11 protein-coding genes (1 of these 11 running past the window's edge) are annotated in these 14,246 nt (G+C 66.7%); 4 read left to right on the top strand and 7 right to left on the bottom strand.

The window, feature by feature from the left end; all coding sequences use genetic code 11:
- Positions 1-86 precede the first annotated feature (86 nt).
- Positions 87-803 (top strand): M50 family metallopeptidase, encoded by a 717-nt coding sequence (locus V6R86_RS04140; protein WP_338502362.1) that lies wholly within the window; start codon positions 87-89, stop codon positions 801-803.
- A gap of 4 nt (positions 804-807) precedes the next feature.
- Here V6R86_RS04140 and V6R86_RS04135 read toward each other — a convergent pair whose 3' ends face one another.
- The 3 genes from V6R86_RS04135 to hutI all read right to left on the bottom strand — a co-directional run bounded on the left by V6R86_RS04135 (position 808) and on the right by hutI (position 4,586).
- Complete coding sequence (locus V6R86_RS04135; protein ID WP_338502360.1) at positions 808-1,611, bottom strand: ATP-grasp fold amidoligase family protein; 804 nt, start codon at positions 1,609-1,611, stop codon at positions 808-810.
- A gap of 117 nt (positions 1,612-1,728) precedes the next feature.
- Positions 1,729-3,387, bottom strand: coding sequence for a urocanate hydratase (gene hutU / locus V6R86_RS04130; RefSeq protein ID WP_338502359.1), 1,659 nt, complete (start codon positions 3,385-3,387; stop codon positions 1,729-1,731).
- A complete protein-coding gene (gene hutI, locus V6R86_RS04125) occupies positions 3,384-4,586 on the bottom strand; it encodes an imidazolonepropionase (protein ID WP_338502358.1) in 1,203 nt (400 codons plus the stop codon). The genes hutU and hutI overlap by 4 nt, the downstream gene beginning before the upstream one ends.
- A 37-nt stretch (positions 4,587-4,623) precedes the next feature.
- On the opposite strand from hutI, the gene V6R86_RS04120 reads away from it, so the two are divergent.
- On the top strand, positions 4,624-5,523 hold the full coding sequence (locus V6R86_RS04120) for an arginase family protein (RefSeq protein WP_338502356.1): 900 nt from the start codon (positions 4,624-4,626) through the stop codon (positions 5,521-5,523).
- Here V6R86_RS04120 and V6R86_RS04115 read toward each other — a convergent pair.
- Entirely contained in the window at positions 5,520-6,533 is a 1,014-nt protein-coding gene (locus tag V6R86_RS04115) for an ATP-dependent DNA ligase (protein WP_338502354.1), read from the bottom strand. The genes V6R86_RS04120 and V6R86_RS04115 overlap by 4 nt on opposite strands.
- Positions 6,530-7,300, bottom strand: a complete 771-nt coding sequence (xth, locus tag V6R86_RS04110; protein WP_338505399.1) for an exodeoxyribonuclease III — start codon at positions 7,298-7,300, stop codon at positions 6,530-6,532. The genes V6R86_RS04115 and xth overlap by 4 nt, the downstream gene beginning before the upstream one ends.
- A 79-nt stretch (positions 7,301-7,379) precedes the next feature.
- On the opposite strand from xth, the gene V6R86_RS04105 reads away from it, so the two are divergent.
- Both V6R86_RS04105 and V6R86_RS04100 read left to right on the top strand, forming a co-directional pair.
- Positions 7,380-8,609 (top strand): ammonium transporter, encoded by a 1,230-nt coding sequence (locus V6R86_RS04105; RefSeq protein WP_338502353.1) that lies wholly within the window; start codon positions 7,380-7,382, stop codon positions 8,607-8,609.
- 240 nt (positions 8,610-8,849) lie between these two features.
- Positions 8,850-11,726 carry an EAL domain-containing protein gene (locus V6R86_RS04100; RefSeq protein WP_338502351.1) on the top strand — a complete coding sequence of 959 codons (2,877 nt, stop codon included), beginning with the start codon at positions 8,850-8,852 and terminating at the stop codon, positions 11,724-11,726.
- Between the two features lie 12 nt (positions 11,727-11,738).
- Here the strand turns inward: V6R86_RS04100 and V6R86_RS04095 are convergent, their stop codons facing one another.
- Both V6R86_RS04095 and V6R86_RS04090 read right to left on the bottom strand, forming a co-directional pair.
- The gene (locus tag V6R86_RS04095; protein ID WP_338502349.1) at positions 11,739-13,019 is read right to left on the bottom strand and encodes a copper resistance protein B; all 1,281 of its coding nucleotides are present in this window, start codon (positions 13,017-13,019) and stop codon (positions 11,739-11,741) included.
- A 2-nt stretch (positions 13,020-13,021) separates the two neighbouring features.
- Positions 13,022-14,246 carry the 3' portion of a copper resistance system multicopper oxidase gene (locus V6R86_RS04090; protein WP_338502347.1) on the bottom strand. The gene runs 788 nt beyond the window's last position, so the window shows 1,225 of its 2,013 coding nt (coding positions 789-2,013); its start codon lies beyond the right edge, outside the window; the stop codon is at positions 13,022-13,024.

Genomic DNA, 14,246 nt, shown 5'->3' with positions numbered 1-14,246 from the left:
GATAACCTTGCACTTAGGCTGATCGAGTAGCGCTTCGTAGGTCGTCGGGCCGCCAAAGGCGTGCTGCTTTGCAAGTTGAGTGAGCGATGATCAGAACGGACTTCAAAAAAGATGCGAAAATGCGGGCGGCGACGCTGGCTCTTATCGCGATCGTATCAGTCCTACTCTGGCAGACCAGGATCGGATCTTTCCTACTCTACCCCTTCACGATCCTAGCCACCTGGTTCCATGAGTTTGGGCACGGCGTAGCGGCGCTGCTCACGGGCAACTCGTTCAACAAACTGCTCATCTTTCCTGACGGTTCGGGACTGGCCTACACATCTCGGTCTGCGGACGCTTTCAGGCTGACGGATGCGTTCGTTCCTGCGGGCGGGCTATTCGGTCCTCCCGTCGCCGGGGCTCTTCTCATCATTTGCTCGAAAAGCCGTGAAGCAACGCAGGGCGCGCTCAGCTTGCTGGGCATCCTGCTTTTGGCATCGACCGCAATCTGGGTGCGCACCTTGGTCGGCTGGCTCGTCCTGCCGGCAATCGGGTTGCTTATCCTCTGGATTGCCTACCGAGGCTCGCCTCCGCTGCAGCGCTTCGTCATCCAGCTTCTTGGCGTGCAGGCGATCATCAGCACTTGGCAGCAGCTCGATTATCTCTTCACGTCCCAAGCGGATGTGGGGGGAGAAAGCGGTCTGTCGGACACCGGAGCGATCGAAGCGGCCCTGTTCGCCCCATACTGGTTCTGGGGCGCCCTCATCAGCGTGATGAGCGCGGTCCTGTTGCTCTGGAGCCTGAAAGTCGCCTTTCGACGCTGACCGGTCACGCCAGCGTCACGGCGGTACTGAGCCAGCCCGGCACCGCCGACGTCCACAGCAATCCCATCAGCAGATCGAGGCGGGGCGGCTCGACGCGTTCGAGGCCGCTGCCCGGATAGAAAGTCAGTTCGCCGAAGCGGGGGCGGCCGCCTACCTCATAGAAGTCCGCGCGCACGAAGCAAAAGCCTGCCGCCAGCGCCTCGGCCGCGCGCAGCATCTCCGTCAGCGACCCCGGCCGCTCGGGGTCGGCATCGTCGGTCGCTGGCGAGACGCGCCGCCAGTCGCGGTCGAAGACGATCCAGCGATGTTGCTCTCCCCGCCCCAGATGCACCTGGATGAAGCGTGCCTCGCCGCCGAATACGAACAGCTTGTAATCGATCGGCAGGGTCTCGCCATCGCCGACGAAGGGCTCGACCAGCAGCCCGCGTTCGATCTGGCCGTAGAGCCATTCGTCGAGCCACGCGCCATAGCTTTGCCGCATCCATTGCCGCGACTGGCGGATCGCCTCGTCATGGTCCTCGGCCGAGCGAACGATGCAGACGTGCCCGCAGCCGTGGCGCGATTTCACGACGTACGGGAAGGGCCAGGCGGGCGCCGCCGGCAGTTCGCGGCCGCTCCACAGGGTCGGGGTGACCCACTCCTCGCCGAGCCGTTCGGTAACGAAGTCCTTGGCTCGCACCTTGTCAGCCAGCAGCGGCAGTCGCGGATCGCGGTCGTGGAGCTTGCGGTGCTGCACCCATTCGGTGAACAGCATGGGTTGTCGCAATTGCGCCAGGCGGCGGTGGCGCCACCAGTAGGTGAGTTGCACCCGAAGGCTGCTGCTTCCCACGGCGGTTGGAGGATTGGGAAACGCAAACATCGCCGGATAAGCGAGAGGGTGCGGCATTCGTTCCGAAGCCGTGATGACGATCGTCGCGGCGGTCGCTCAGCCGAGGCTCGGCAGGTCGAGCCCCTGTTCGCGCGCGCAAGCGACCGCTTCCTGATAGCCCGCGTCGGCGTGGCGCATGACGCCGGTGGCGGGGTCGTTCCACAACACGCGCTCGAGCCGTCGGGCGGCTTCGTCGGTGCCGTCGGCGACGATCACCATGCCGGCATGCTGGCTGTAGCCCATGCCGACCCCGCCGCCGTGGTGCAGCGAGACCCAGGTCGCGCCGCTGGCGGTGTTGAGGAGGGCGTTAAGCAAGGGCCAGTCGCTGACCGCGTCCGAGCCGTCCTTCATTACTTCTGTTTCTCGGTTGGGGCTGGCGACCGAGCCGCTGTCGAGATGGTCGCGGCCGATGACGATCGGGGCTTTCAGTTCGCCGCTGCGCACCATTTCGTTGAATGCCAGGCCGAGGCGGTGGCGCTGGCCGAGGCCGACCCAGCAGATGCGTGCGGGCAGCCCCTGAAAGGCGATCCTCTCTCGCGCCATGTCGAGCCAGCGGTGGAGGTGCGGATCGTCGAGGATCATCTCCTTCACCTTGGCGTCGGTCTTGTAGATATCCTCGGGATCGCCGCTCAGCGCGACCCAGCGGAACGGCCCTATCCCGCGGCAGAACAGCGGGCGGATGTAGGCGGGGACGAAGCCGGGGAAGTCGAACGCATGCTCGACCCCGGTGTCGAGCGCTTCCTGGCGGATGTTGTTGCCATAGTCGAAGACCGGGATGCCCTCGGCCTTGAAGCTGAGCAGCGCTTCGACGTGGCGGGCCATCGAGATGCGCGCGGCGGCGGCAGTGCCTTCGGGGTCACGCTCGCGGCGCTCGATCCACTCGGCGACGGTCCAGCCCATCGGCAGGTAGCCGTTGACCGGATCGTGCGCGCTGGTCTGGTCGGTGATGGCGTCGGGGCGGATGCCGCGGGCGAGCATTTCGGGAACGATCTCGGCCGCATTGCCGAGCAGGCCGACGCTGGTCGGCTCGGTCGCCTTAGCGATGATCTCCAGCGCCTCGTCGATGGTCGCGGCGCGGCGGTCGAGGTAGCGAGTTTCGAGGCGTTTCTCGATCCGGCTTTCCTGGCATTCGATCGCGATGCAATGCGCGCCGGCCATCACCGCCGCCAGCGGCTGTGCCCCGCCCATGCCGCCGAGGCCAGCGGTGAGGATCCACTTGCCTGAGAGATCGCCGCCGAAATGCTGGCGGCCCATTTCGGCAAAGGTCTCGTAGGTGCCCTGAACGATGCCCTGCGTGCCGATGTAGATCCAGCTGCCGGCGGTCATCTGGCCGTACATCATGAGGCCGGCGCGATCGAGCTTGTGAAAATGCTCCCAGGTCGCCCATTTGGGCACGAGGTTGCTGTTCGCCAGCAGCACGCGCGGGGCGTCGGCGTGGGTGCGGAAGACGCCGACCGGCTTGCCCGACTGGACCAGCAGGGTCTCGTCGCCTTCGAGCCTTTCCAGCGTCTCGACGATGCGGTCGAAACTCGACCAGTCGCGCGCGGCGCGGCCGATCCCGCCGTAGACGACCAGGCTCTGCGGGTCCTCGGCAACCTCGGCGTCGAGATTGTTCTGCAGCATGCGCACCGCCGCTTCGGTCTGCCAGCTTTTGGCGATCAGCTCGGGGCCGCGGCGGGCCCGGATGATGCGCTGATTGTCGCGGCGGTCATTCACTGGTCCTGTCCCTTGTAGATGCGTCGTTCCGGCATGAGGCCGAGCCAATAGCCAAGCTCGGCCGGGTCGGCGATCCGCCACACGGCAAGGTCGGCCGCCTTGCCCGGTTCGAGTGAGCCGATCTCTCCCTGGAGCCCCAGCGCGCGGGCGGCGTGAATGGTCATGCCGGCGATGGCTTCTTCCGGGGTCAGGCCGAACAGGTTGCAGGCCATGTTCATGGCGAGCTGCGGCACCAGGTTGGGCGAGGTACCGGGATTGCAGTCGGACGCGACGGCCATTGCCACCCCGTGCTTGCGCAAAAGGTCGATCGGCGGCTTTTCCGTTTCGCGCAGCGTGTAGAAGGCACCGGGTAGCAGCACCGCAACCGTCCCGGCCGCCGCCATCGCCGCCGCGCCCGTTTCGTCGAGATGCTCGAGATGATCGGCCGACAGCGCATGATAGCGGGCGGCCAGCGCGGCGCCGTTCTGATTGGACAATTGCTCGGCATGAAGCCGGACCGGAAGACCGTGGGCCGCGGCGGCTTCGAACAGGCGCTCGGTCTCTTGCGACGTGAAGGCGATGCCTTCGCAGAACGCATCGACCGATGTCGCCAGCCCGAGCCGTGCGACGGTCGGGACCAGCTCGGTGATCATCCGCTCGACGAAAAGCTCACGGTCGGCGCCCGCCGGCAAGGCGTGAAGCGCGAGCAGGGTCGGGACGATCCGCACCGCTTCCGAGCGGCCAAGCGTGCGAATGACGTTGAGCAGCCGCAGTTCGGACGCGGGGTCGAGCCCGTAGCCCGATTTGATCTCCACCGTGGTCACCCCGCCGCGCATCAGCGCGTGCAGGCGCGTACGGCTCTGGTCGAGCAGTTCGGTGACGCTGGCGGCGGCGGTGGCGCGGACGGTTGAAGCGATCCCGCCCCCGGCCCGCGCAATCTCTTCATAGCTGGCCCCGGCGCGGCGCTGCGCATGTTCGGCCGCGCGGGTGCCGCCGAACACCAGATGCGTGTGGCAGTCGACCAGCCCCGGCGTGACGAACGCTCCGCCCAAGGGCACCACTTCGGCTGCGCGGGTCCCGGCCAGCTCGGTGCGGCGGCCGACGCGCACGATCCGGCCGCCGTGAAGGCCGATCGCCGCATTGGTGATGAGGCCGAGCGGATTGCCCGGCGCGGGGACCATCGTCAGGACATGGCAGTCGGTCAGCAGGCGGTCCCACATGGGACAAGGCCTTAGGCTGCTGCTAGAGCACAAGGCAATGACCAGCGCCTGGCCCAACCTCGCCGATCTCCTTCGCCCCGCCGAGGCCGACGCGCCGGTCGGACTGGTCGGCGCGCCGCTCGGCACGGGATCGGTGACGCCCGGCCGCTGCGATCTCGCGCCGGCAGCGCTGCGGAAGGTTTTGCGGCGGATCGGGTTGTATGATCTCGATCGCCGGAGCGAGCTTTCGTCGGCTATCGCCGATCATGGCGACGTCGCGCTGGACGGGCTCGACATCGAAGGCGCGACCGGGCCCCTTCGCGAGGCAGTGCGGGCGTCGGTCGAGCGGCATGCGCTGACTTTGCTGATCGGTGGTAACAATGCGGTGACGCGGCCGGGGGTGCTCGGCATGGCCGAGGGGCTGGGACTTGGGCTGAGCGAGGTTGGCCTGATTACCCTCGACGCGCATTTCGACATGCGCGGGCTCGAGGATGGGCTCAGTAACGGCAACCCCGTCCGTGCGCTGCGCCGCGACGGGCTGCCGGGCGCGAATATCGTGCAGATCGGTTTGGCGCCCTTCGCCAATTCGCGTGCGATGCACGAGGACGCGCTGGATGGCGGCCATCTGATCGTGACGTTGCAGGACACACTGATCGACGGCAGCGACGAGACGGTCGCGGCCGCGCTGGCCCATCTGGCGGGATGCGAGGCGATCTTCCTCGATTGCGATATCGACGTCATCGACCGCAGCCAGTTTCCAGGCGCCCCGGGCGGGCGTCCGGGCGGTATGATCGACGGCGAATTCTTCGAGTTCGTCCGCCGGTTCGCCGCCGAGCCCAGGGTGCGCGCGATCGATCTTACCGAATGGGACCCGCCGCTCGACCCGACCGACCTTAGCGCGCTGGTCGCCGGTCGCTGGCTGGCCGAAGTGCTGGCCGGTTTCGAGACGCGGCCCTAGCCGCCCAGCAGCTCGGCGAGTTCGACCGGGGTCAAGGGGTGACGAAGCTGTTCGCAGCGGCATTGGTCGGGATGCTTGTCGGGACGCCTTCGAAGCAGCCTGGTGCCGTGCCGAAAGCGGCCCGACGTGACCTGATCGTAGAGTACCTCCACGACAAGCTTCGGTTTAAGCGGCACCCATTGCACCGTTCGCTCGCTCGACCAGCGGCTGGCCTTGTCGGGTCGGTTGCCGGTGAAGCCTTCGCCGCCGGTCAGCGGCTCCAGTTCCTCGGCCCAGCTCCGGCGTTCGGCGGCCTTGAAGCTGGAGCAAAAGCCGACATGGTGGAGCAGCCCGTCCTTGTCGTAGAGGCCAAGCAGGAGCGAGGCGACGCCCGCGCCCCCCTTTTCGGTGCGATAGCCCCCGACCACGCAATCGGCGCTGCGGTGGCGCTTGATCTTGAGCATCGCCCGCTCGCCAGCGCGATAGGGCTCGTCCGCGCGCTTGGCGATCACGCCGTCGAGCGCGCCGCCGCTGCGTTCGAGCCAATCGCGCGCCTTGGCCATGTCGGCGGTCTGCGGCGATAGAAGCAGCGCGTCGGTCTTGGCCTTGCCGACGAGCTTTTCCAGCCGGGCGCGCCGCTTCGCCAGCGGCAGGACGGACAGATCGTCCTTGCCCTCGCGCAGCAGGTCGAACGCCATGAACATCGCGGGCGTCTCGGCTGCCAGCTTGCGGATCCGGCTTTCCGCCGGGTGAAGCCGCTGCGACAGCGCATCGAAGCTGAGCCCGGCGGGCGTTTCGATGACCAGTTCGCCGTCCAGCGCCAGGTCGCCGCCCGGCAGGCCGGCGATCAGCGCCTCGATCTCCGGGAAATAGCGCCCGAGCGGCTTGCCCGACCGCGACCACAAGGCGACCGCGCCGCCCGACCGGACTGCAAGACAGCGAAAGCCGTCCCATTTGGGTTCGAACCGCCAATCCTCGCCGACCGGCAGTTCCTCGACCAGCAGCGCTTCCATGGTCGTCGGCGCGGTCATTGGAGCTCGATCCAGACCGGCGCATGATCGGACGTCTTGGGCAGCGCCCGGGCCGAGCGATCGACGCCTGCCGCCTTGAGGCGCTTGGCCGCGGCGGCGTTGAGCAGGTGATGATCGATCCGCAGGCCCGCATCGCGGGCGAAGGCGTGGCGGAAATAATCCCAAAAGGTGTAGATCGTCTCGTCAGGGTGCAACGCGCGCAGCGCATCGGTCCAGCCCGCGTCGGTCAGTCGGGCGAAAGCCTCGCGCACGTCAGTGACGAACAACGCGTCCTCGGTCCAGCGCTCGGGCTTGTAGACGTCTCGTTCGGTTGGGATGATGTTGTAGTCCCCGGCCAGCACTACCGGCTGATCGAGCGCCAACAGCTCCGCCGCGAGCGCCTCGAATGCCGCGATCCACTTTAGCTTGTAATCGAATTTCGGTCCGGGTCGGGGGTTGCCGTTCGGGAGGTAGAGGCAGCCGACCAGCACCCCGTTCACCGCCGCTTCGATGTAGCGACTTTGCGTAGGGTCGGGATCGTCCGGCAGGCCGCGGCGGGTTTCGACCGGGGCGCAGCCGCGCGCGAGGATCGCGACGCCGTTCCAGCTCTTTTGGCCGTGCCAGATCGCGCCGTAGCCTGCCCCCTCGATTGCCTCGCGAGGAAACTTCTCGTTCGGGGCCTTCAGCTCCTGCAGGCACACCACGTCGGGGCTCGTCCCCGCGAGCCATTCCAGCAGCACCGGCAGCCGGCCGTTGACGCCATTCACATTGTAGGACGCGATGCGCACAGGCGTGTGAACATCTCGCATGGCGCGAAGCTCCCGTGCCGCCCTAGCCTCGCCGCTTAAACTTCGGGAGCCGGGGCGGATGCGGGTCGATAGCGGGGACGTGGCGTGGGTCCTGATCGCCACGGCGCTGGTCTGGATGATGCTGATGCCCGGCCTCGCGCTCTTCTATGGCGGGCTAGTGCGCGCCAAGAATTTGCTCAGCGTCCTTGCGCAGGTGCTGGGCATCGCCGCGGTGACGGTGCTGGTGTGGGTGGGCTGGGGCTATAGCCTCGCCTTTGCCGAGGGATCGGCGGTGATCGGGGGCTTGGGCAAGGTCGGCATGGCGGGGATCGGTCCGGCGACGACCTGGCCGCTGGCGATGGAAGGCAAGGCGCTTCCCGAACTGCTGTTCGCCTGCTTCCAGATGACCTTCGCCGCGGTCGCCACCGCCCTTGTCATCGGCGCGCTGGTCGAGCGGGTGCGGTTCAGCGCCATTCTCGCCTTTTCGGTGCTGTTCCTGACCTTCGACTATGCGCCCTTGGCGCATATGGTGTGGTCGCCGGACGGCGTGCTGTTCGCGCTCGGCGCGATCGATTTCGCCGGTGGGACGGTGGTGCATATCAATGCAGGCATCGCCGGGCTGGTCGGCATGGCCATGGCCGGCCCGCGGATCGGCCACCTCAAGGAAGCCATGCCGCCGCACAGCCTCGCGCTGGTGATGATTGGCGCGGGCCTGCTGTGGGTCGGCTGGATCGGCTTCAACGCGGGGTCGGCGCTCGAAGCGAACGGGGTCGCCGCGCTGGCCCTGTTTAATACCCTGGTCGCTCCGGCCGCCGGCGTGCTGGCCTGGATGGGGGCGGAGCGCTGGCGGTCGGGCAAGCCGTCGATGCTCGGCGGCGCGTCGGGTGCGGTCGCGGGGCTGGTCGCCGTCACCCCGGCTGCGGGGGTGTCGGGCCCACTCGGCGCGATTCTGCTTGGCGGCGCGTCGGCGCTGGTTTGCTATGGCTTCGTTGCGCGGGTCAAAAACCGTCTGCGCTGGGACGACAGCCTCGACGTGTTCGGAATCCACGGCCTCGGCGGGATCGTCGGCTCGCTCGGCACCGCGCTTGCCGCGCTTCCGGCGCTGGGCGGATTCGGGCCCGACGGCATGGCCTTCTGGCCGCAACTCGGCCGGCAGGGCGCCGCGGTGCTGGTCGCGGTGATCTGGTCGGGCGCGGGCTCGGCGCTGGCGTTCTCCATCGTCAAACGCCTGATCCCGCTCCGCCATCCCGAAGACGCGGAACGTGAAGGCCTCGACCTCAGCGATCACGGTGAGCGCGCATACGGCTGATTTCGCCGGCAGGCTTCCGGATGTCGATCCGCCGGAAGCCTCCCTTTTACGAAATTAAGCATCGTCGTTCGAAGCTTGGTTACCACTGCTGTTTAACTGCCGATGCCGAAAGGCAGCCGGTGGAGCGCGACATGACGATGACGATCGCCACCATTGGGCTGATGGGTTAGACCGTTGTTCGGGAACCGCGCCAGACAAAGCCGTGCAGCGACCAATTCGACGACCGAGGCGCTGCACCTGTTGCGGGTCTTTGAAGAGTCGAGCCAGGGCTGGTTCTGGTCGGTCGATGCCGACGGGCGGATCGTTTATCTCAGCGAAGACGTCGCGCGCTTGATTGGCTCAACCGTCGCCGATCTCGCGGGCCAGCGTCTTTCCGATCTGTTCGTCGCCGCCGACGAGGACAAAAGCGGCCGCCGCAACCTGCCGTTCGTGCTGACCAAGCGCTCGCCGTTCAACGGAATGACGCTGCGCTCCGCTAGGGAGGACGTCGATCGCCAATGGGTCGTGTCGGGCGCTCCGGTGACCGGTCGCTCGGGCGAATATCTGGGTTTCCGGGGCAGCGCGATCGATATCACCGATCAGCGCCGCTCGTCGCAGCAAGCCTCGCGCATGGCGGAATATGATGCGCTGACCGGCCTGCCCAATCGCCGCCGCATGGAAGACTGCCTCGACCGGCTGCTCGACGGGGTGGAGCATCATCGGCGGCCCTGCACCATCATGCTGATCGACCTCGATCGCTTCAAGCAGGTCAACGATACGCTGGGGCATCCGGCCGGCGACGCGCTGCTTCGCCAGGTCGCCGATCGCCTGGTGCGTATCGTCGGGGACCGCGAACGGATCTTCCGCTTGGGCGGCGACGAGTTCCAGGTCGCGCTTCCCGAATGCAGCGACAAGGAAAAGGTCGAAACCCTCGCGGCCGACATCATCCACGCGCTGTCACAGCCTTATTCGATCGACGGAAGCCGCTGCATCATCGGGGCCTCGATCGGGATTGCCGCTTCGCCCGACGACGGCACCTCGCGGGTCGGGCTGATCCGGAATGCCGATCTGGCGCTCTACGGAGCGAAGACCGACGGTCGTGGGCGATACCGATTCTTTTCCACCGAATTGCTTGCCTCGGCCGAAGAGAAAAGAGCGCTCGAAGAGGATCTTCGCGACGCCCTGATCCGCGACCAGATGCGGCTGGTCTATCAGCCCATCGTGCAATGTCATTCGGGCCGTATCACCGGGGTCGAAGCGCTGATGCGATGGGATCATCCCGACAAGGGCTCGATCTCGCCGGCCGTCTTCATCCCGATCGCGGAAGAAGCCGGATTGGTGGGACGGCTCGGCGACTGGGCCTTGCGGCAGGCGTGCGAAGATGCCGCCAAATGGCCGGAGCATGTCCGCGTGGCGGTCAATGTGTCGCCGACCCAATTCGGCGACGGCACCCTCCCCACGACCATCGTCTCGGCGCTTGCGACCAGCGGGCTTCCCGCCGATCGTCTCGAGCTCGAGATCACCGAAGGCGTGTTCCTCGGCGATACCGCCGCGTCCGAGCATATGTTCGCGACCTTGAAAAAGATCGGCGTTCGGCTCGCCCTCGACGATTTCGGAACGGGCTATTCGTCGCTCGGCTATCTGCGCAGCGCGCCGTTCGACAAGATCAAGATCGATCAAACCTTTGTGCGCGAGGCGACGCTTCCGGGATCGCGCAACAGCGCGATTATCGCGGCCATCGTCGCGCTGGCCGAAGCGCTCGGCATGGACACCACCGCCGAGGGAATCGAATATCTCGACCAGCTCGCGCTGATTCGCCGCCTGGGCGTCAGTCACGTTCAGGGCTGGGTCTACAGCAAGGCGCTCACCAGTGACGAGTTGCGCGCGCGACTCGACGACGGGCGCTGGGCGATCGAGCCGAGCGGCCCCTCGATGCAACGCAGCGCGCGCCAATCGGTCTATCGCAAGGCCGGCGTCCTGCACGGCAATGCCTACCGGTCGGGCATCATCCGCAATCTGTCTGAAAGCGGCGCGCTGATCGACGGGATCGGGGGCATTCCCGAAAAGTCCCTTGTCATCGTCGACCTCGGCGACGGGCAATTGACCTACGCCAGGGTGGCCCGCTCCCGATCGAACCAGTTGGGCGTTCATTTCGATACGCCGCTGGTCGACGATGGGGCCGGCACGCTGTGCACGCGCCGGCGCATCTCCGCTTATGCGATCGCCTCGCTCGGACTGCCCAAACCAGGGGAGGCCGACCGCGTCATCGGCGGCGGCGAACAGGGCGATGCGCTGAAGGAGGTCGCCCGGCGCCTGGGCCTGACCCCGGCGCTGACCATTGCGCGGCAGACCGCCGAGGAATTCTCGGATCTGCCTGCGACCTTTCGCGAACTGTCGGGGAAATATCTTGAAAGCATCGCCGGTGACGAACATGCCTGCGAAGCGGCGCAGACCGTCCTCACCCAACATTTTCTGCCGCGCTTCGGACAGCGCTCGGCGGAGGGGCCGAACTGGAACGATGTCGGCGCCTTCGTCGCCGCGCTCGATCCCGTCAATTCGCCTGGTCTGACCGATGAGGACGTCGGCCAGTTGCGCAAACTGACGGCGCGCATGTGGTCGCTTGCCGTGGATATGAAACTGGTCGATCCCGGCGCTGTGCCGGTCGGTGGCGAACAAATCTTTGGGCGCCGATCGCAAGGTTATGCCTTGATCAGCTGTGCCGACGGCCGCGAATTGCTGAATGCGGCACGGACCAGCCCGAATCGGCAGTTGAAGTACATCATGGCGCTGTTGATGCTCACCGGTGCGCGCACGGGCGAAATCCTGACCATGCGGTGGGACGATCTGGCGCTGGACGAGGCCTCCTGGCGGGTACCGCTCCCCAACGGGTCCGGCACTCGCGACATCAAGCTGCCCGCGGCCGCGATCGCGCTCCTCAGCGCGCTGCCACGGTTGGGGGACTGTCCGTTCGTCCTCCCCAATCTGTCGACGCGCAAGCCCTATCGCACCCTGACCCAAAGCTGGGAGGTGGTGAAAACCAGGGCCAAGCTGACGGCGCTCGACCTCGACGACCTTCGCGATTGCAACTTCGGCGAGCGCGAATGGCACGAACAACTGTCGCCCATGATCGAGAACTGATGCGCGTCTAGGTCAGAACCACGTCCGGATACCCGTCAGGACGCTCCAGCTGCCGGTGTCCTCGCCGTCGGCCCGAAGAAGACGACGGGTGTCCCCGAAGGCGCGGCGATATTGCACGCCGACATAGGGCGCGAGCTCGCGGCGGATGTCGTAGCGAAGACGCAGCCCCACCTCGGCATCGGTCAGGCCCGCGCCGGTGTGAAGCTCGGGCGTGTCCTGCGCGGCGAAGTTGAGCTCCGCCCGCGGCTGCAGGATCAGGCGCTGGGTGATACGCTGGTCGTAATAGCCTTCAAGCTTGGCCAGCAGCTCGCCCTTGTTGGACAAGAACAAGGCCGCCTCGACGTCGAAAAAGCTCGGGGCGAGACCCTCGACGCCGACCGTCGCATAAGCCCGCGACGGGTTCGGCCGGATGTCGTAGCGAATGCCGCCTTGCAGGTTCCAGTAAGGACCGATGGCATGGCTGTAGAGCGCCTGGGTCTCGACCTTTTCGAGCGAGCCGCCGAACTCGCCTTCGCCCTCGCTCTTCACCACGAACCGTCCGATGTCGCCGCCGTACCAGGCCTCGCCATCCCATTCGTAGGCCTGACGCCCCTTGCGCCATTGCACCTCGGCGATGTTGAGCATCACCTGCGAGAATTTCTGACCGCCGTGATAGTCGACGAGGTGGTGCCGCCCCATCGCCATCGCTTCGACGCCGTAGATGGCGTCGGCCGCGTGATCGGTGGGGACCGGCGGCGGGGGCGAGTCCGTTGCCGGCAGATCCGTGCCTGCGCGGCCTTGCGCGACGGGCTGCGAGGCAGCCGGCGTGCAATGCCCCATGGCCGCATGGTCCGGGGGGCAGGCGGGTTGAGCCGGCTGCGGCTGAACCGGCGCCGCCGGCAGCGTGCAGTGGCCCATTGCGGCATGCTCGGGCGGACAGGTGGCCTGCGCCGGTGCGGAGGAAGTCGCCGCCGGCTTTTGCGGCGCCGGTGTCGGCTGCGAAGCGGCGGGCGTACAATGGCCCATCGCAGCATGATCCGGCGGGCACACGGCGGCCTTGGATTGCAGCGCAGGCCGCTGTGCAGCCGGCTTCTTCGCCGACACGGATTTCCGCGGAGCCGGCTTCTTCGCGATCGGCTTCTTCGCGATCGGCTTCTTCGCGGTCGGCTTCTTCGCGGTCGGCTTTTTGGCCGGCATCGGCATGGTCATGCCGGGCATATGCATCCTGCTATGGTCCATCTGGGCCGCTGCAGGCGTAGCGAAGCCAATCGATGCTGCCGAACCCAGCAGGGCGAGGGTGGAAAAGCGCGTCATCATCATGCTCCTTCCGCCTTACGAACGGTGACGACGCGCATCATCCCGGCGGTCATGTGATAAAGATTGTGGCAGTGGAACGCCCAGTCGCCGAGCGCGTCGGCGGTGACGTCGAAGGTCATCTTGCCGCCCGGCGGGACATTCACCGTATGCTTGCGCGGTGAGTGCGCGCCATGTCCCGTCACCAGCTCGAAGAAATGCCCGTGCAGGTGGATCGGGTGCGGCATCATGGTGTCGTTGATGAGCGTCACCCGCACCCGCTCCATATGGCGGAACGGGATGGGCTCGGCCGGTTCGCTCAGCTTTACGCCGTCGAACGACCACATGTAGCGTTCCATGTTGCCGGTCAGATGGATGTCGAGCTTGCGCGTCGGCGCGCGGACGTCCGGATTCGGCGCCAGCGCGACCAGATCGCGATAGGTCAGCACCCGGTGGTCCATGCCTTCGAGGCCCTGGGGCGGTTCGCCGGTGCGATCCGTCGGCATCGGGGAAATCGACTGCACACCCGGATTCTTGTCGACCTGCGGCGCATAGCTGAAATCGCGCATGCTGTGGTCCATGCCGTGCGCGGCACCGCCAGGCGCGGACGCGGGCGCACCATGTCCCATGGCGGCATGATCCATCCCCGCCATCGATCCTGCCGCAGCCGGGCCGGTCGCCGAATGACCCATGGCGGCATGATCCATGCCGGCCATGGCAGCCCCGGCGGCCGCCTTGATCGTTCCGTGGTCGGTCGGCTCCTTCCACCCGGTCAATTTCCACAGGTTGCGGGAGGCATTCTGCTCCGCCGACGGGTCCACGCCCCGGCGCACGGCAACATTCGGAATGTTGGGACCGTCGGCGGCCATGCCACCATGATCCATGCCGGCGTGCTCCATTCCCGACATCCCGCTCATGTCCATGCCCATGTCCTTCATGGTGAGGAGCGGGCGGGAGCGCAGCGGCGGCACGGGCGCAACCATGCCTTCGCGCGGTGCCAAGGTAGCGCGGCCGAGGCCCGATCGATCGATCGCTTCGCTGACAAAGGAATAGGCACGGTCGGCCGGGGTCACGACGACGTCGAAGGTTTCGGCGACCCCGATCTGGAATTCGTCAACGGTGACCGGCCTGACGTTCTGGCCATCCGCCTGGACCACGGTCATCGGCAGATCGGGGATGCGCACATTGAAGTTCGTCTGGGCTGACGCGTTGATGATCCGCAGCCGCACCCGCTCTCCTGCACGGAAC

The sequence above is a fragment of the Sphingomonas kaistensis genome (genome assembly GCF_036884275.1).
Taxonomy (GTDB): Bacteria; Pseudomonadota; Alphaproteobacteria; order Sphingomonadales; family Sphingomonadaceae; genus Sphingomicrobium; species Sphingomicrobium kaistense_A.
This window is presented reverse-complemented; position numbering and strand designations above follow the sequence as displayed.

Bases quoted from the DNA above. Each gene is read 5' to 3' on its own strand.
- V6R86_RS04140 (WP_338502362.1), top strand. From the start codon at position 87: ATGATCAGAACGGACTTCAAAAAAGATGCGAAAATGCGGGCGGCGACG.
- hutI (WP_338502358.1), bottom strand. From the start codon at position 4,586: ATGTGGGACCGCCTGCTGACCGACTGCCATGTCCTGACGATGGTCCCC.
- V6R86_RS04120 (WP_338502356.1), top strand. From the start codon at position 4,624: ATGACCAGCGCCTGGCCCAACCTCGCCGATCTCCTTCGCCCCGCCGAG.
- V6R86_RS04115 (WP_338502354.1), bottom strand. From the start codon at position 6,533: ATGACCGCGCCGACGACCATGGAAGCGCTGCTGGTCGAGGAACTGCCG.
- V6R86_RS04105 (WP_338502353.1), top strand. From the start codon at position 7,380: ATGCGGGTCGATAGCGGGGACGTGGCGTGGGTCCTGATCGCCACGGCG.
- V6R86_RS04095 (WP_338502349.1), bottom strand. From the start codon at position 13,019: ATGACGCGCTTTTCCACCCTCGCCCTGCTGGGTTCGGCAGCATCGATT.